This window comes from Stenotrophomonas sp. 109824_Sma, assembly GCF_056480025.1.
In genome coordinates this window covers 3,065,747-3,083,927 of record NZ_CM151078.1, presented here as the reverse complement: position 1 = coordinate 3,083,927, position 18,181 = coordinate 3,065,747, and the positions used below count along the sequence as shown (strand labels likewise).

At 66.8% G+C, this 18,181-nt stretch carries 12 protein-coding genes; 4 read left to right on the top strand and 8 right to left on the bottom strand.

The window, feature by feature from the left end; genetic code table 11:
* Positions 1 to 120: 120 nt before the first annotated feature.
* Positions 121 to 408: a hypothetical protein gene (locus ACZK1G_RS14650; protein WP_049443194.1), complete on the top strand. Its 288-nt coding sequence runs from the start codon at positions 121 to 123 to the stop codon at positions 406 to 408.
* A gap of 153 nt (positions 409 to 561) precedes the next feature.
* Here ACZK1G_RS14650 and ACZK1G_RS14645 read toward each other — a convergent pair whose 3' ends face one another.
* The 3 genes from ACZK1G_RS14645 to ACZK1G_RS14635 are packed head-to-tail and all read right to left on the bottom strand — an operon-like array spanning position 562 to position 5,675.
* Complete coding sequence (locus ACZK1G_RS14645; RefSeq protein ID WP_197621948.1) at positions 562 to 3,735, bottom strand: multidrug efflux RND transporter permease subunit; 3,174 nt, start codon at positions 3,733 to 3,735, stop codon at positions 562 to 564.
* A gap of 15 nt (positions 3,736 to 3,750) precedes the next feature.
* Positions 3,751 to 5,019 (bottom strand): efflux RND transporter periplasmic adaptor subunit, encoded by a 1,269-nt coding sequence (locus tag ACZK1G_RS14640; protein WP_014037750.1) that lies wholly within the window; start codon positions 5,017 to 5,019, stop codon positions 3,751 to 3,753.
* Entirely contained in the window at positions 5,019 to 5,675 is a 657-nt protein-coding gene (locus ACZK1G_RS14635; RefSeq protein WP_014037749.1) for a TetR/AcrR family transcriptional regulator, read from the bottom strand. The genes ACZK1G_RS14640 and ACZK1G_RS14635 overlap by 1 nt, the downstream gene beginning before the upstream one ends.
* A 250-nt stretch (positions 5,676 to 5,925) precedes the next feature.
* Here ACZK1G_RS14635 and ACZK1G_RS14630 point away from each other — a divergent pair, with 250 nt between their 5' ends.
* The 3 genes from ACZK1G_RS14630 to ACZK1G_RS14620 all read left to right on the top strand — a co-directional run bounded on the left by ACZK1G_RS14630 (position 5,926) and on the right by ACZK1G_RS14620 (position 12,961).
* Positions 5,926 to 10,902: an NAD-glutamate dehydrogenase gene (locus tag ACZK1G_RS14630; RefSeq protein ID WP_101765767.1), complete on the top strand. Its 4,977-nt coding sequence runs from the start codon at positions 5,926 to 5,928 to the stop codon at positions 10,900 to 10,902.
* 293 nt (positions 10,903 to 11,195) lie between these two features.
* Positions 11,196 to 11,969, top strand: a complete 774-nt coding sequence (locus ACZK1G_RS14625; RefSeq protein WP_032962058.1) for an NAD kinase — start codon at positions 11,196 to 11,198, stop codon at positions 11,967 to 11,969.
* Positions 11,970 to 12,016: 47 nt separating this feature from the next.
* Positions 12,017 to 12,961: a 5'-nucleotidase gene (locus ACZK1G_RS14620; RefSeq protein WP_101765766.1), complete on the top strand. Its 945-nt coding sequence runs from the start codon at positions 12,017 to 12,019 to the stop codon at positions 12,959 to 12,961.
* Between the two features lie 135 nt (positions 12,962 to 13,096).
* Here ACZK1G_RS14620 and ACZK1G_RS14615 read toward each other — a convergent pair whose 3' ends face one another.
* The 5 genes from ACZK1G_RS14615 to ACZK1G_RS14595 are packed head-to-tail and all read right to left on the bottom strand — an operon-like array spanning position 13,097 to position 18,172.
* Complete coding sequence (locus ACZK1G_RS14615; protein WP_049443197.1) at positions 13,097 to 13,648, bottom strand: DUF2939 domain-containing protein; 552 nt, start codon at positions 13,646 to 13,648, stop codon at positions 13,097 to 13,099.
* Between the two features lie 42 nt (positions 13,649 to 13,690).
* A complete protein-coding gene (locus ACZK1G_RS14610) occupies positions 13,691 to 14,683 on the bottom strand; it encodes an aldo/keto reductase (protein ID WP_101765765.1) in 993 nt (330 codons plus the stop codon).
* Positions 14,683 to 15,369 (bottom strand): DUF2461 domain-containing protein, encoded by a 687-nt coding sequence (locus tag ACZK1G_RS14605; protein ID WP_032127674.1) that lies wholly within the window; start codon positions 15,367 to 15,369, stop codon positions 14,683 to 14,685. Before ACZK1G_RS14605 ends, ACZK1G_RS14610 begins: the two co-directional genes overlap by 1 nt.
* Positions 15,366 to 16,805 carry an exodeoxyribonuclease I gene (gene sbcB / locus ACZK1G_RS14600; protein WP_101765763.1) on the bottom strand — a complete coding sequence of 480 codons (1,440 nt, stop codon included), beginning with the start codon at positions 16,803 to 16,805 and terminating at the stop codon, positions 15,366 to 15,368. Before sbcB ends, ACZK1G_RS14605 begins: the two co-directional genes overlap by 4 nt.
* A complete protein-coding gene (locus tag ACZK1G_RS14595) occupies positions 16,805 to 18,172 on the bottom strand; it encodes an FAD-dependent oxidoreductase (protein WP_014037743.1) in 1,368 nt (455 codons plus the stop codon). Before ACZK1G_RS14595 ends, sbcB begins: the two co-directional genes overlap by 1 nt.
* Positions 18,173 to 18,181: the final 9 nt, after the last annotated feature.

The window sequence follows — 18,181 nt, the reverse complement described above, 5'->3', positions numbered from 1 at the left end:
TGCCGGAACGAGCCGACAGCCGCTGTCTGGCAGCGTTGATGTGGCTGGCCGGCACTGGATGATCACGACAGCGTTGGCCTTCCCACTACAATGCCCTCCGCTTTCACGGAGAACGTGCAGATGATCTACCGCGGTTGGGGAATCATGACGCTGGTGACGCCGATTGCAGCGATCCTGCTGCTGGCGTACTTCTTCCCGCATGACGGCCCCAGAGGCAACATCCCGCTGCAGCAGGTGCTGCTGGGGGCAGGTATCGGCGCAGCCCTGAACGTGCTGCTGGGCCTGTGGCTCAACCGTTCGCCCCGGCAGAAGGGCGAGGCTGCGCGCCATCATTTCTTCTTCGTACCGATGCAGTGGGCCGCGCTGGTTCTGGTGGCGGTGTGCGTGGTGGTCGCACTGCTGCGCTGAGGCGCTGCCCGAACAGCGCCAACCAAGGTTGGCGGCTACCGGCCATGCTGTTGTTTCTGTAGAGGCCAACCTTGGTTGGCAGGAATTCAAAAGCGGCAAGAAAAAAAGGCCCCGGATCACTCCGGGGCCTTTTCGTTTCAGCGCACCACCGGATCAACGATCCGGGCGGTGTGCAGCATCCGCGTCGCGCTGGCGTTCCATGAACTCCTTGGACGGTTCATCCAGCTTGTCACCCAGCATGCGGCGCACGACCACGAAGAACACCGGGATCATCAGCAGGCCGAGCAGGGTGGCGAACAGCATGCCGCCGATCACGCCGGTACCGATGGCGTGGCGGGAGTTGGCGCCGGCGCCGGTGGAGATCGCCATCGGGATCACGCCCATGATGAACGCGAACGAGGTCATCAGGATCGGGCGGAAGCGCAGGCGGGCCGCTTCGATGGTGGCATCGCGCAGGTTCCTGCCGGCTGCGCGCTGCTCCACCGCGAACTCCACGATCAGGATCGCGTTCTTCGCCGCCAGGCCGATCACGGTGATCAGGCCGATCTTGAAGAACAGATCGTTGGGCAGGCCGCGCAGCATCGACAGGCCGAGGGCACCGAGCACACCCAGCGGCACGACCAGCAGCACCGCCACCGGGATCGACCAGCTTTCGTACAGGGCCGCCAGGCACAGGAACACCACCACGATGGACAGCACCAGCAGCAGCGTCGCGGCGTTGCCGGCCAGGATTTCCTGGTAGGACATGCCGGACCAGTCGTAGCCGAAGCCGGCCGGCAGGTCGTCGTTGACGATGCTCTCCATGGTCTGCATCGCTTCACCCGAGCTGGTGCCCGGGGCCTGCGAGCCGACGATGTTGATCGCCGAGTAGCCGTTGTAGCGGCTCAGCGACGGCGGTGCCGACACCCATTCGGACTTGACCACCGTGTTGAGCGGGATCATCGCGTTGGTGCCGTCGGCATTCGTGGTCAGGCTGGACGGGCTGTAGAAGCTCTTCAGCGATTCCTGGCCGGTGCGGTACGGGCCATCGGCCTGCATCGTCACGCGCTTGATGCGGCCTTCGTAGAAGAAGTCGTTGACGTACACCGGAGCCAGCATCAGCTGGATGGTGCTGTACACGTCCGACACCGACATGCCCATCGACTGCGCCTGCACGCGGTCCACGTGCAGCTGCAGCTGCGGGGCGTTTTCCAGCCCGTTCGGACGCACGCCGACCAGTGCTTCGGGCTTCTGCGCAGCCTTGCCCAGCAGGATGTTGCGCGCCTGGGTCAGCTGTTCGTAGCCGGCACCACTGCGGTCCTGCAGCCACATGTCGAAGCCGCCGAACTGGCCGAGGCCCTGCACGGTGGGCAGGTTGACCACGAAGATCTGCGCTTCCTTGATGCCGTAGAACGCGCCGTTCATGTTCTGGATGAACTCGGGCGCGGTGAACTTGCGTTCCTCCCACGGCTTCAGGCGGATGAAGCCCATGCCCACGTTCTCGCCGGAACCGACGAAGCTGAAGCCGGCCACCTGCAGCATGCCTTCATAGCCATCCTGCTTTTCCAGGATGCCGCGCATCTGCGCGAACACTTCGTTGGTCTGGCCCTTGGTCGAGCCCGGCGGCAGCTGCACGATCGCCAGCGCATAGCCCTGGTCTTCTTCCGGCAGGAAGCTGCCCGGCATGCGGGTGAACAGGAAGCCGCACAGCGCGGTCAGCACCACGAACAGGATCATCCAGCGCGGCGCATGGCGCACCGCCGAGGTGATGTGGCCCACGTATGTGTGGCTGATCTTGTCGTAGTACTTGTTGAAGGTGCGGTAGACGATGTTCGGGTTGTCGTTGTGCGTCGGCTTGAGGAAGGTCGCGCACAGCGCCGGGGTGAAGCCCAGCGCCAGGAACGCCGAGAACGCCATCGAGATGGCGATGGTCAGCGCGAACTGCTTGTAGATCTCACCGGCGGCACCACCCTGCAGGGCGGACGGGATGAACACCGCGGCCAGCACCACGGTGATCGCCACCACCGCGCCGGTGATCTGGGTCATCGCCTTCTGCGTGGCCGGCTTCGGCGCCAGGCCTTCCTCGGTCATGATGCGTTCGACGTTCTCGATCACCACGATCGCGTCATCGACCACGATGCCGATCGCCAGCACCATCGCGAACAGGGTCAGCTGGTTGATCGTGAAGCCGATCATCCACATGCCCAGGAAGGTGCCGAGCAGGGCCACCGGGATGACCAGGGTCGGGATCAGCGTGGCGCGGAAGTTCTGCAGGAAGATCAGCATCACCAGGAACACCAGGAACACTGCTTCAAACAGTGTCTTGACCACTTCCTGGATCGAGATCTTGACGAAGGTGGTGCTGTCGTACGGCGAGAACCAGGTGACGCCGGACGGGAAGCTGGGCTGCAGCTCGTCCATCTTGGCGCGCACCGCATCGGCCACGTTCAGGGCGTTGGCGCCTGGCAGCAGCTGGATGGCGAAGGCGCCGGTCGGCTTGCCGTTGTACTGGGTGTCGAAGCCGTAGTTGTTGGCACCGAAGGCAACGCGGGCGATGTCCTTCAGCAGCACGCGCGAGCCGTCAGCGTTGGCGCGCAGGATGATGTTCTCAAACTCCTGCGGCGAGCTGAAGCGGCCTTCGGCCGAGACCGTGGCGGTGAAGTGCTGGCCTTCCGGCGACGGGTCCGAACCCAGCGCACCGGCAGCGAACTGCACGTTCTGCGCGCGTACGGCAGCCAGCACCTGGCTGGCCGACAGGCCGTAGCCCTGCATCTTTTCCGGGTTCAGCCAGATGTTCATGGCGTACTCGGAACCGAACTGCTGGGTGCTGCCGACGCCGGGGATACGCGAGACCTGGTCGAGCACGCGCGAACCAACGATGTCGTTCAGGGCGTCACGGTTGATGGCCGGTGTATCGGACTGCAGCGCGATCACCATCAGGAAGCCGGCGTTGGCCTTGGCCACCACCACGCCCTGCTGGGTCACTTCCGAAGGCAGTCGTGGCGTGGCCAGCGAGACCTTGTTCTGCACCTGCACCTGGGCGATGTCCGGATCGGTACCGGTCTCGAAGGTCAGGGTGATCTGCGCACGGCCGTTGGAGGCGGACGAGGAACTGAAGTACAGCAGGTGATCGATACCGGTCAGCTGCTGCTCGATCACCTGGGTGACCGATTTCTCGGTGGTGTCCGCACTGGCGCCCGGGTAGGTCGCCGAGACGGTGACCTGCGGTGGGGCGATGTTGGGATAGGACTCCACGCCCAGGTTGAGGATCACGATCACGCCGCTGAGCGAGATCAGGATCGCAACCACCCAGGCGAAGACTGGATGCTCGATGAAAAATTTAGGCATGACGGAAGGTTCCCGTTACTGCTTGTTCGAATCGGTGGCGGCCGGCTTGGCCGCATCGGCCTGCTCGGGCTTGGCCGCGTCGGCCGGTGCCTTGCCTGCGGCCGGTGCTGCGCCCGCCGGAGCGGCGCCGCCTGCGGCAGGCTTGCCGTTGGCGTCCTGCCCCGGGGTCCACGGCTTGGCGACTGCCGGTGCACCTTCCTTGACCTTCTGCACGCCGGCCACGATCACCTTGTCGCCGGCGGCCAGGCCATCGCTGACCAGCCAGTTGCCGTTCTGCGCGCCATCGGTCTTCACGTTCTTGCGCACGACCTTGCCGTCGGCACCGACCACCATCACGTAGCCGCCGGTGGTGTCGCGCAGCAGGGCCTGCTGCGGCACCAGGTAGGCGTTGTTGCGCTCGCCCAGGTTGGCCTGGAAGCTGACGAAGGCGCCGGGCAGCAGGATCTGCTGCGGGTTCGGCAGCAGCGCGCGCAGCGACACTGCGCCGGTGGCCGGGTCGACCGTGGTCGAGGAGAAGTCCAGCGTGCCCGGCTCACCATAGGTGCTGCCGTCGGCCAGCTTGACGTTGACCGTGGCCTTGCCGTCGCCGGACAGCGCCAGCGCGCCCTTGGCCTGCTGCGCACGCAGCTGGGTCAGTTCATCCACGCTCAGCGAGAAGTTGACGTACAGCGGGTCGAGCTGGTCGACGGTGGTCAGCAGGGTCACGTCGCCCTGGCCGACCAGTGCGCCCTCGGTGACCTGCTGCTTGTTGGCCACGCCGCTGATCGGCGCGGTCACTTCGGTGTAGCCCAGGCTGATGCGCGAGGAGGTCACCGATGCTTCGGCCTGCTTGACCGCGGCCAGCGCGGTGCGCTCGGCCGATTCGGCATTGTCCAGGTCGGCCTTGGAGACGAACTGCTGCGGGGCCAGCGAACGTGCGCGGTCGGCGGCGACCTTGGCGTTGGCGTAGGTCGCGCGGGCCGAGGCCAGCTGCGCCTCGGAGGCATTGAGCGAGGCACGCAGCGGCGCCGGGTCGATCAGGAACAGGGTCTGGCCCTGCTTGACCTGCGAGCCTTCCTGGTAGACGCGCTTGAGCAGCACGCCGGGCACGCGTGCGCGGACGTCGGCGCTGCGGAACGGCGACAGGCGGCCGACCAGCTCGCGCTGCAGCGGCAGGGTCTGCGGCTTGGCGTCGATCACGCCCACCTCCGGCGGCGGGGGCATCTGCTGTTCCGGCTTCTTGCAGGCAGCCAGAGCGACAGCAACGGCGCACGTCAAGGCAAGGGTGCGGAGTGGGGCGGTCATCAGGAGGAACTCCGGGGTTGGTTTGTAGACGGGGCCGGCGACGGCTGTGGCGCGAACGCGCGCAGGAAGCTGTCGACGGAGAACTCTGCCCAGCGCCGACGCAGGAGCGCGTCATCACGATGGGGGGTATGGAAGCGCTGTTTGTCGAAATCCTGACCGGCGATCATGCTCAGCAGCAGTTCGGCCATGAAGTGCGGGTCGTCATGCCGGAGCTGGCCTTGCATGCAAACGGTTTCAATCCATTCAGCAAGATGAAGCGTCAGCGCGCCGGCACCATGCCGGTACAGCGTACGCGCCTCTTCGGGAAACTGGGCCGCCTCGGCCGCAATCAGCCGGCAGGCCTGTCCTACGTGCGGTTGGTTGAAATGCTCCAGGAAGTCGGTGGCGAACTGGAGCAGGCTGGCACGCAGGTCGTCACCGCGGAGTGCACGCAGCATGGCCCCGGTGGCGTGGCCGACGTGGCGCTGCATCACCCGGCGCAGCAGTTCCTGCTTGCTGCCGTAGCGCGAGTACAGGGTCTGCTTGGAGCAGCCGGCATGCTGGGCCACCGCGTCCATGCTCATCTGCATGCCCTGCTGGGCCAGCAGTTCGCGCACGGCATCGAACACGCGCTCATCGCGCGCGTCGAGGGCAACGGGGAGGTAGGCCGGGTTCACGCGGTGGACTATACCGTCCAGTTCAGGATTGTGGAATCGAATCGGCGTCGCCGCGTGTGTCTTCCGGTAACACGCTTTGCCGATCCTGTCGGCAGTGCTGAAGCAGGCGCCAGCTCCATACCGGAGCGAACTGAATAGGCGTCTAAACCGCAGCAAACCCGAATCTGGTTATTCCGTCCTGCAGCAAGGCCTTTTCGTGCGGTAGGGCTACAATTTCATTTTCCCAACTGAGCAAGCGCATCGCTCTGCCATGAAACCGCAAAAAACCGCAGCCAAGACCGTGAAAAACAAGACCAAACCAGCAGAGTCGGAGGTCGCAGTGACCGCTGGTTTCTCCCTGGAGCCGGTGTACACGGCATTGCGCAAGCGTTACCCCGCGGCCGCACAGGCCGAAGCGGTGGCCTTCGCCACTGACTTCTACAAGCGCATGGAGTCGGACGAGTTCCCGCACCACAGCGCTGAAGAGTGGGCCGCGCTCGCGGCTGAGACGCTGGAATTCGCCCGGACCCGCAAGGCCGGCAAGGCCAACGTCCGCGTGTTCAATCCGACCGCGAAGGCCAACGGTTGGGAATCGCCGCACACCGTGCTGCAGATCGTCAACGACGACATGCCGTTCCTGGTCGATACCGTCACCATGTCGCTGGCCGAGCAGGGCGTGGGCGTCCACGTGCTGGGCCACCCGGTGCTGCGCTTCACCCGCGACAAGGCCGGCAAGCTGGTCAAGGTCGGCGAAGGTGACACCGAGTCGGTGATGCTGCTGGAAATCGACCGCCAGCCGGCCGAAGCCATGGCTGCCATCGAGCAGGCCATCAACAAGGCGCTGGACGAAGTGCGTGCGATCGTGCGCGACTGGCAGCCGATGAAGGACAAGGCGCTGGCGCTGGCCGACGACCTGGGGAGCCGCCAGCTGCCGGTCGACGACGCGTCGCGCAAGGAAGCACAGGAGTTCCTGCGCTGGGCCGCCGACAACCACTTCACCTTCTTCGGCTACCGCGAGTACCGCGTCGAGAAGCAGGGCAAGGAAGAAGTGCTGGCGCCGCTGAACGACACCGGCCTGGGCCTGATGCGCGGCAAGGACAAGTCCGCCGCCCGTCCGGTCAAGACGCTGGCCGCGCAGGGCCTGAACACCACGTCCGGTCTGAAGGACGCGCTGATCCTGACCAAGACCAATGCCCGTTCGCGCGTGCACCGCGCCGGCTACATGGATTACATCGGCGTGCTGGAATTCGACGCCAAGGGCAAGATCATCGGCGAGCAGCGCTTCCTCGGCCTGTTCACTTCCAGCGCCTACAACCGTCGCCCGTGGGAAATCCCGCTGGTGCGCCAGCGCCACGAGCACGTGATGAAGCAGTCGGGCCTGGCCCCGGCCAGCCACAGTGGCAAGGCCCTGCGCCACATCCTGGAAACCCTGCCGCGCGAAGAACTGTTCCAGTCCAGCGAGGACGAGCTGTTCCGCACCGCGATGGGCGTGCTGGGCCTGCAGGAGCGCGTGCGCAGCCGCCTGTTCCTGCGCCGCGACAAGTACAGCCGTTTCATCTCCGCGCTGGTCTACCTGCCGCGTGAGCGCTTCAACACCGACGTGCGCCTGCGCATCGAAGCGATGCTGAAGGACGCGCTGCACGGCGAGTACGTCGACAGCTCGGTGGTGCTGGGCGAATCGCCGCTGGCCCAGGTGCACCTGATCGTGCGCCCGAAGCCGGGTGAGATGCTCGACGTCGATACCGCCGAACTGGAGCAGAAGCTGGCCCAGGTGCTGCGCAACTGGCAGGACGACCTGCGTGAAGCGCTGGTGACCCGCCATGGCGAAACCGAAGGCCTGCGCATCGCCGCCCGCATCGGCAAGGCACTGCCGGCCGGCTACATCGAAGACAACAGCACCGCCGTTGCCGCCAACGATGTCAGCCAGCTCGACGCCCTGACCGGCCCGGACGACCTGCGCCTGAGCCTGCAGGCCGTGCCGCGCGAAAGCGGCGATGGCCTGCGCCTGAAGCTGTATCGCCAGCTGGACGACATTCCGCTGTCGGACGCGCTGCCGATGATGGAAAACATGGGCCTGCGCGTGATCGCCGAGCGTCCGTACCGCCTGTCGGTCGACAACGCCCCGGTGTATGTGCAGGACTTCGAGGTCGAGTCGACCGCCGGCGCGATCGATGCCGCCAGCGTCGATGAAGCCTTCGGCGAGACCTTCGCCCGCGTCTGGCACGGCGATGCCGAGAACGACGGCTTCAACCGCCTGGTGCTGGCTGCCGGCCTGCACTGGCGGCAGGTCGCCATGCTGCGTGGCTACTGCAAGTACCTGCTGCAGACCGGCGTGCCGTTCTCGCAGGCCTACGTGGAAGGCACCTTCGCACGCTACCCGCTGCTGGCCCGCCTGCTGGTGGAGCTGTTCGAAGCCCGCTTCGATCCGGCCACCGGCCACGAAGGCAAGGACGACATCGCGGCTGGCCAGGCCCAGCTGAAGGCCCACTTCGACGTGCTGGCTGCTGGTGACGACGCCACCCTGAAGGTGCTCAAAACCGTGGTCGACGCCCGCAAGGGTGACCGCGACGCGCAGATGCAGGCCGCGCGCGATGCGCTGCTGAAGCTGATGGACCGCGTGTCGAGCCTGGACGAGGACCGCATCCTGCGCTCGTTCATGGGCGTGATCGACGCGACCCTGCGTACCAGCTACTACCAGACCGATGCCAACGGCCAGCACGGCCATGTCATCAGCTTCAAGTTCGATTCGGCGCTGGTGCCGGACCTGCCGAAGCCGCGCCCGTACCGCGAAATCTTCGTCTACGGCCCACGCGTGGAAGGTACCCACCTGCGCTTCGGCGCGGTCGCCCGTGGCGGCCTGCGCTGGTCGGACCGTCGTGAAGACTTCCGTACCGAAGTGCTGGGCCTGGTCAAGGCACAGATGGTCAAGAACACCGTCATCGTGCCGGTCGGCGCGAAGGGCGGCTTCTTCGCCAAGACCCCGCCGGTGAACGGCGACCGTGATGCGATCTTCGCCAACGGCGTGGCCTGCTACAAGCTGTTCATCCAGGGCCTGCTGGACATCACCGACAACATCGTCAACAACAAGATCGTGCCGCCGGTGGATGTCGTGCGCCACGACATGGACGATCCGTACCTGGTGGTGGCAGCCGACAAGGGCACCGCGACCTTCTCCGACATCGCCAACGGCCTGGCCATCGCGCACGGCTTCTGGATGGGCGATGCGTTCGCCTCCGGTGGTTCGGTCGGTTACGACCACAAGGGCATGGGCATCACCGCACGCGGTGCGTGGGAGTCGGTCAAGCGCCACTTCCGTGCGCTGGGCCGTGACAGCCAGAGCCAGGACTTCACCGCGGTCGGCGTCGGCGACATGTCCGGCGACGTGTTCGGCAACGGCATGCTGCTGTCGCGCCACATCCGCCTGGTCGCTGCGTTCGATCACCGCCACATCTTCCTGGACCCGAACCCGGATGCGGCCACCACGTTCGTTGAACGTGAGCGCCTGTTCACCGTGCCGCGTTCGAGCTGGGCGGACTACGATGCCAAGCTGATCAGCAAGGGCGGCGGCGTGTACCCGCGCAGCCTGAAGTCGATCGAGATCACCCCGCAGGTGCGTGAAGCGCTGGGCCTGGACGAGAACGTCAAGGCGCTGTCGCCGAACGACCTGATGAGCGCGATCCTGAAGGCGCCGGTCGACCTGCTGTGGAACGGCGGCATCGGTACCTACGTCAAGGCCGCCAGCGAGCAGCACAGCGATGTCGGCGACCGTGCCAACAACGCGCTGCGCGTGAACGGTGGCGAGCTGCGCTGCAAGGTGGTGGGCGAGGGCGGCAACCTGGGCATGACCCAGCTGGGCCGCATCGAAGCCGCGCAGGCCGGCGTGCTGCTCAACACCGACTTCATCGACAACTCGGCTGGTGTCGACACCTCCGACCATGAAGTCAACATCAAGATCCTGCTCAACGATGTGGTGCGGGCCAAGAAGCTGACCGTCGAGCAGCGCAACAAGCTGCTGGCTTCGATGACCGATGAAGTCGCCGAGCTGGTGCTCAACGACAACTACCGCCAGAACCAGGCGCTGAGCCTGATGGAGCGGATGGCGGTCAAGCGCCTGGGTTCCAAGCAGCACTTCATCCGTACCCTGGAGCAGCAGGGCCTGCTTGATCGCCAGATCGAGTTCCTGCCGTCCGATGCCGAGCTGTCGCAGCGCAAGGCACGCGGCCAGGGCCTGACCCGTCCGGAACTGTCGGTGCTGCTGTCCTACTCCAAGCTGGTGGCGTTCGCCCAGCTGCTGGATTCGGACATCCCGGAAGATCCGTACCTGTCCAAGGAACTGCAGCGCTACTTCCCGACCCCGCTGCAGAAGAAGTACGCCGACGCAATGGAGCGTCACCGCCTGAAGCGCGAAATCATCGCCACGGCCGTGACCAACCAGACAATCAACCGCATGGGCGCCACCTTCCTGATGCGCATGCAGGAAGACACCGGCCGTTCCATCGCCGAGGTCGCCAAGGCCTACACCATCAGCCGTGAAACGCTGGATGCACGCGCGCTGTGGGCGCAGATCGATGCCCTCGACGGCAAGGTGCCGGAATCGGTGCAGATCGACGCACTGGAAGTGATCTGGAAGCTGCAGCGCTCGTTCGTGCGCTGGCTGCTGTCGCGCCCGGGCGCGATGCCGGGCATCACTGAGGCGGTCAACCGCTACCAGGGTCCGTTCAACGACATCCGCGTTGCCTCGGGTGTGCTGCCGGATTCGCAGCGTCCGACCTACGAAGCCCTGGTGGCCGAGTGGAAGGAAAAGGGCCTGCCGTCCGCGCTGGCGCAGCAGCTGGCCGAACTGCACTTCCTGGAGCCGGCGTTCGACATCATCGAACTGGCCCGTACCCGCAAGCTGAAGCCGGTGGACGTGTCCAAGGTCCACTTCCGCCTGGGCGATGCCCTGCAGCTGCCGTGGCTGTTCGAGCAGGTCGATGCGCTGGAGGTCAACGGCCGTTGGCACGCCGTGGCACGTGGCGTGCTGCGCGACGAGCTGGCCGCCAACCACCGCAACCTGGCTGGCCAGGTGCTGGGCACCAAGGGTGGCAGTGCTGAGGCGAAGGTGGCGGCCTGGATGGGCCGCGACGACAACAGCCTGCGCTTCACCCTGGCGATGCTGGCCGAACTGGCCGAGCAGAAGACCCTGGACTACCCGACCGTCTCGGTCGCGGTCCAGCGCCTGGGCCAGCTGGCCGCACATGGTGCGTAAGTGAAGTAGTGCCAGGCCATGCCTGGCATGAGTGAAACGGAACGGCCCCGCGAAAGCGGGGCCGTTCTGTTTCTGCTTTTGGCCTTGCGGCCACCTTTCCCGACGCCGGCTGTGAACCTGCCAGGTGGATGACCGGCATATCCGCCGGGACCGTGAGCGCCATGGATGGCGCGATCGAGCCCCCAGGGACGGGTTTACGGCGTGTCCCGGCGGACGTGCCGGTCATCCACCCCGCGCGGTCCAACCCCCGGCGCTCGGTTATGCTCTTCATCAGTTACCCCCCGGATCCACCGATGAGCGACACCCCCCGCATCGCCTTCCTGGCCAGCGCCACCGAACCTGCACAGATGGCCCGCGCGGCGATGGTCTCGCGCTATGGCGATCACGCGCCGGAGCAGGCCGACGTGCTGTGTCCGCTGGGCGGCGACGGCTTCATGCTGCAGACCCTGCACCGGCATGGGCACCTGGGCAAGCCGGTGTTCGGCATGAAGCTGGGCACCGTCGGCTTCCTGATGAACCAGTACCGTGGCGACGACGACGTGCAGGCGCGCATTGCCCGTGCCGAACCGGCCAACCTGCGCCCGCTGGAAATGGTGGCGCTGACCGAGTCGGGCACCAGTACCGGTTCGCTGGCTTACAACGATGTGTCGCTGCTGCGCCAGACCCGGCAGGCCGCGCATATCGGCATCGACCTCAACGGCCAGGAACGCGTGGCCGAGCTGATCGGCGACGGCGTGCTGGTGGCCACCCCGGCCGGCAGCACCGCCTACAACTATTCCGCGCACGGTCCGGTGCTGCCGCTGGGTTCGCATACCATCGCGCTGACGCCGTTGGCCCCGTACCGGCCGCGTCGCTGGCGCGGGGCGATTCTCAAGGCCGACACCGAGGTGCGCTTCCGCGTGCTCGATCCCTACAAGCGGCCGGTCAGCGTCACTGCGGATTCGCACGAGACCCGCGACGTGGTCGAGGTGACCATCCGTGAGTCGAAGGACCGCCGCGTGACCCTGCTGTTCGACCCGGAGCACAACCTGGAAGACCGGATCCTGAGCGAACAGTTCGTTTTTTGAGGACAATGGGCGGCCGGCCCCGCCGACCGCTTGAAGGACCCCCACCGATGGGCGACAACTCCCCCCGTTTGCTGACCGTCGCGGTGACCTCGCGCGCCCTGTTCGACCTCGAGGAAAGCCATGCGCTGTTCGAGAGTGATGGCGTGGCGGCCTATGCCGAATTCCAGCGCCAGCATGAGGACGATATCCTCGGCCCCGGCGTGGCCTTCCCGGTGGTGCGCAAGCTGCTGGCGCTGAACCAGGGCACCAGCCCGGAGAGCCCACGGGTCGAGGTGATCCTGCTGTCGCGCAACTCGGCCGATACCGGCCTGCGCATCTTCAACTCGATCCAGCACTACGGCCTGGGCATCATCCGTGCGACGTTCACCGCCGGCGAGCCGACCTGGCCGTACGTGAAGCCGTTCGGTACCGACCTGTTCCTGTCGGCCAACCCGGAATCGGTGCGCAGCGCGCTGCGGCATGGCATTGCGGCGGCGACCATCCTGCCCAAGCCGCCTGGCGAGACCGCCGCTGCGGCGGCCGACCAGATCGATACCGGTCGCCCGGCCGGCCAGCTGCGCATCGCCTTCGACGGTGACGCCGTGATCTTCGGTGACGAGAGCGAGCGCATTTCGCGCGAGCAGGGCGTGGAAGCCTTTGGTCGCCACGAGCGCGAACGCGCCCGCGAGCCGCTCAGCGGCGGTCCGTTCCGGGGTTTCCTGTCGGCGCTGCATACATTGCAGGAAGTGTTCCCGGCCGGCGAGAGTGCGCCGATCCGCACCGCACTGGTCACCGCGCGATCGGCACCGGCGCATGAGCGGGTGATCCGCACCCTGCGCGAGTGGGGCGTGCGCCTGGACGAGGCGCTGTTCCTCGGCGGCCGCCACAAGGGACCGTTCCTGCAGGCGTTCGGCGCCGACATCTTCTTCGACGATTCGCAGCACAACATCGACAGTGCCCGCGAGCATGTGGCCGCCGGCCACGTACCACATGGTGTCGCAAACGAGAGCTGAGGCCACGACGGGTGAGTGCCAACCGTTGGTTGGTACTGCCATGCATCCGTGCCCACCAAGGCGGGCACCTACCAGAGCGCCGCGCCTTGGTAGTCGCCAACCTTGGTTGGCGTTGCCGTCAGGCCACGGGTCCCGTCACGGGCTGCCGGACATCCCCAGCTGCAGGTCCACCACCTTCCAGCGCAGGCCCTGCGGTTCCAGCACCACCTTCAGCGGCGGCTGGCCGGGGCCGCGATCGACATCGATCACGAAGCGGTCCAGTGCCTCGAAATGGTGCTCGGCATGCTTCAGCGGCCGCGCCGGTTCGGTCGCACCGAAGGCATCGCCGCCCTGCAGCTCATTGCGGCCACGCTTCCACAGCACGTGGCCCTGCAACATCGCGCCGATCCCGGTCGGGGTCACCATGGTCTCCACCGCGGCACCGCCAAGCTGGTCGCCCAGCCCATAGAGCAGGGCGCCGAACGGGCTGGCTGCCACGTCGGGGCCGGCCTGGCGCACCAGGTAGTCATTGAGTTGCGCACGCAGGCTGCTGCGCACGCGCGGGAAATCGACGTAGCGCTCCAGGCGGGCGGTGTCGCGCTGCTCGATGGCCTTGGACAGGCCATTGACGGTCATGTAGGGGCCGCCGAACCACCAGGCCGCGACGGCCAGGACCAGCAGCACAATGAGTGCGGTGAGTTTCTTCATGCCGACCAGACTGCCGCAATGGCGGCAGTGCCGGGTGAAGACTCAATGACTGGGCGAACCACGGCCGTCACCGAAGGCATCGACCAGCTGTTGCCGTTCGGCCGGGGTCAGTGCTTCCAGCCGCGTCGCCAGCACCTCGTCGAGGCTGCGGGTACGGGTGGTGCCGAGGATGCCGCTGGCCACGCCGGGATGGCCCAGCGCATAGGCGAAGGCGGTCTGGGCCGGGCGTTGGCTGTGGATCGCGCCCATGGCGCGCCGCATCTGGCGGGCGCTGCGCATCAGCTGGCGGCTGCTGGGTTTCAGCCAGGCGCGCGCCAGGTACCAGCCATCGGCCAGCCGTGGCAGGCGAGGACGCGGGGGCAACAGGTGGCCTTGCGCCAGCACGGTGCCGGCCAGCACGCCAATACCCACTGCCTGCAGCTGGTCGATCAGCGGTTCGCGGTCCTGCTGCAGGGCGTTGTAGTCCAGCAGCACCACATCGAACGCGTCGGGCTGGGCGATCATCCAGCGCAGGGTCGATGCCGAGTGGGTGTTGATGCCGGTGTGCCGGATCAACCCACGCTCGCGCAGGCGCTGCAGCGCGGCCAGCAGGTCGTCATTGATGTCGTGTTCGCTGGCGCCATGCAGCTGGTAGATATCCAGATGATCCAGGCCGAGGTTGCGCAGCGACGCCTCGCAGCTGGCGGTGATGGCCGCGGGCGAGAAGTCGCGCTGCTCGGCGCCGCTGATGCCGGCCTGGCCGGTGAGCGTGCCGCCTTTGCTGGAGATCACCAGCGCTTCGCGCGGGTACTGCTTCAGCAACGGGCGCAGGATGCGGCCCAGGCGCGGCTCGGCATGGAAGCCGGAATAGTTGTGGCCAGTATCGAGCAGGTTCACGCCATGGGCGAGCGCATGCTCGACCACGGCGGCCGCCTCATGCTCGGGGAAGCGGCGATGACCCCAGAAGCCGGAGCAGCCCAGGCCGATCGGTGAAACGGCCAGGCCGGTGCGGCCGAGCACGCGCCGCTGGTGGGCCAGCGGAAGATCCTGCGACATCAGAACTCCAGATCCAGCGCGGCGCACAGGTAGTCGACGAACGGACCGAGCGCGGCCAGGTCCTTGCCCAGCGTGGACAGCAGTCGCGGGCCGGTCATGGTGGCGTCGTCCAGCGAGCGCCACATCACCCAGTTGCGATGCTTGAGGTCGTCGATGAACTCGAAGTCGGCTGGGAAGCCACGCGGGGGCCGCACCAGCTTCTCGCTCTCCTCGAAATCGAAGCGCTTGCGCAGGGCCGGCGCATGCGCGGCGGCCTTCCAGCTGCCCGGGTTGTCGAGGATGAAGTGGCGCACGCGACGCTGGGTTTCAGGCTCCGGATGCCACAGGCCGGCACCGACGAAGCTCTCGCCGGGCTGCAGGTGCACGTAGAACGAAGGCGCGGCCACTTCGCGGCGGCGCTCATGGAACAGGCGCGCGCCCTGCCAGGTCTTGTACGGTGACTTGTCGTTGGAGAAGCGCGCGTCGCGATGGATGCGGAACAGCGAGCCGCCCACGCCGCGGGTATCGGCGCGGAAATGGTCGCTGACCTCGGCCAGGGCCGGCTGCAGGTCGCCCAGCAGGCGCAGGAACGGCTGCCGTACGTGGTCTTCATACTGCTGGCGGTGGTCGTTGAACCAGGCCTTGTCGTTATGCCGCGCCAGGCTGCGCAGGAACTTGAAACTGGCGTCCGAGAAGTAGGTGCTCACAGCGTCTCCTGCAGGTGCTGGCCCCAGTCGCGCAGCGATTGCAGCAGGGTCTGGCGCCGTGCGTCGTCGGGCGCTTCGGCGGCCAGTGCATCGAGCTGCTGCTGGTACTGGGGCAGGTTGAGTTCGCCCAGGCCATCGTCGCCGAGCAGTCGCTGGCGGCGGTAATCCTGCCAGCGCTGGCGTTCAGCCGGCGCGAGGCTGTCGGGATGGTTGCGTGCGCGGTAGCGGAACAGCAGCTCTGGCAGGCGCGGGTCGCGGAAGCGGCCTTCCAGTGCGGCCAACTGCTCCGGCGCGGTGGTGCGCGCCAGCGCAAGCAGCGGCTTGTCGCCGTTGCCGAGGAAGCCGTCGTACAGCGAGGCATCGACGTCGGCCACGGTGGCGGCGCGGGGCTGGTTGTAGACCTGGCGAGCCTTCTCGGCCAGCTGCGGGGCGAACGCACGCAGCCGTTCCACCTTGGCCTCGATCGCGGCCACGTCCAGGCCGAGGCGTGCGTGATCATCGGTGCGCAGGTGGTTCCAGGCGATCAGCGCCGGCACCTTGTTCAGATGCACTTCCTTCAGCGGCACCCGCGCCACGCCTTCGGGCAGCTCGCTGGCGCGCATGTACAGGCGCTGTGCGATCACCTCGGCCGGCAGTTCCAGCAGGTCGTCGATCTCGCCTTCCAGGTCGAACACGATCACCCGGTTGTTGATGGTCGGGTGTACGGCCAGCGGCAGCACCGGGGCCGCACACAGGCGGCTGGCCGGGTAGCGCATGGAAATGTGCAGCACCGGCTTCATCGCGGCCACGTCCAGCAGGCTGCCGACGAAGCGTTTGTCACGCAGCTTCAGCGCGTAGTCCCACAGGCGTGGCTGCGATTGCTTGAACAAGCGTGCCATGCCGATGGTGGCGCGTACGTCGGACAGCGCTTCGTGCGCATCGCCCTCGCGCACGTTGTTGGCCTCGGCGAGGTGCTCGAGCTTGAACGAAGTGGCGCCATCCTCGCGCAGCGGCCACTGGATGCCGTCCGGGCGCATCGCGCGCATCAGTCGCAGCATGTCCAGCAGGTCCCAGCGCGAATTGCCGTTGCGCCACTCGCGCTCGTACGGGTCGTGGAAGTTGCGGAACAGGCCGTAGCGGACGAATTCATCGTCGAAGCGCAGCGTGTTGTAGCCCAGCGCGCAGGTGCCGGGGCGCGACAGCTGCTCGTTGATGCGGTCGAAGGCCTCGGCCTCGCTGATGCCCTCGGCCAGGGCCTGCTGCGGGGTGATGCCGGTGACCAGGGTGGCCATCGGCGAGGGCAGCAGGTCATCGGCCGGGCGCACGAAGAAGCTGACCGGGGTGTCGATTTCGTTGAGGTCGGCGTCGGTACGGATCGCGGCGTACTGCGAGATGCGCGTGCGCCGCGGGTCCTGGCCGAAGGTTTCCAGATCGTAGAACAGGAAGCTGTCGGCCATCAGTGCGCGCCCTCCAGGACCGGCAGCTGCGCGTGGATCTGCGCTTCCAGTGCGGCCCAGTCGATGTTGTCCAGTGAATCGTGACCGGCGGTGGCGGCCACCAGCATGTCGCGCTGCAGCTCGGTGCGGCGCAGCGCCTCGGCGTAGGGCGTGTGCAGGAAGGTGACCATCGTGTAGTGCGGTACGAAACGGGTCGGCCAGCGCCGCTGCAGTTCCTGCTCCAGTTCGCGCTGCAGCAGGAACGCAGGATCGGCGACGCGGTCGCGCATCTCCAGGTAGTTCTCCAGCGCCATCTGCTGGATGGCACGTGCATTCGGCTTGCGCTCGGCTTCGAACGCGGCGAACGCGCCTTCCAGGTCATCGGCCTCCATCAGGTGGCGGGCCAGCGCAACGCAGTCCTCGAACGCGCAGTTCATGCCCTGGCCGTGGAACGGCACCATCGCATGCGCGGCATCGCCGATCAGCACGGCGCGGCCGTGCTGGTGCCAGCGCTCCAGGGTGAGCGTGCCGAGCAGGCCCGGCGGGTGCTGTTCCCAGTCCGCGCGCAGGTTCGGGATCAACGGCAGGGTGTCGGCGAACTCGCGTGCGAACAGCGCCTCGGCCTGCGCGCCGGTGTTGACCGTGGCGAAGCTGGGATCGCCCTGGTTGGGCAGGAACAGGGTGACGGTGAAGGTGCCTTCGTGGTTGGGCAGGGCGATGCACATGTAATGGCCGCGTGGCCAGATGTGCAGCGCATTGCGCTCGATGCGGAAGCTGCCGTCGGCGGCCGGCGGGATCTCCAGCTCCTTGTAGGAGTGGTCGAGGAAGGCGATGTCCTCGCCCAGCGGCGCACGGCGGTTCATCGCCGCGCGCAGTGCCGAACCGGCGCCGTCGGCACCGATCAGGGTGTCGAAGCGGATGTCGTGCGGGCTGTCGTCGCGGTCATCGATGAAACGCGCGTAGCCGGCATCGAAATCAACGGTGTGCAGGCGGCGATGGAAGTGCACGGTGGCGCCGGCCTGTTCGGCCAGTTCCAGCAGCGTGGTGTTCAGATCGCTGCGGTGGATCGACCAGATCACTTCGCTGTCATCACGGCCATAGCGCTGCAGCTGCGGTTCGCCGTCGCGCGGGTGCACCATGCGGCCGCGCATCATCACCGCGCGTGCCATCACTTCATCCTCCACACCCGCCTGGCGCAGCGCATTGCGCCCGCGCTCGGCCAACGCCAGGTTGATCGAGCGGCCACTCTCGTAGTCGGCCACGCGCGGATCGCCGCGGCGTTCGTACAGGGTGATGCGCCAGCCTTGCCGTGACAGCAGGATGGCCAGCAGGGACCCGGCCAGGCCGGCACCGATAATGCTCAACGAGCGGGAAGCATGTGCGATCAACGAACTGTC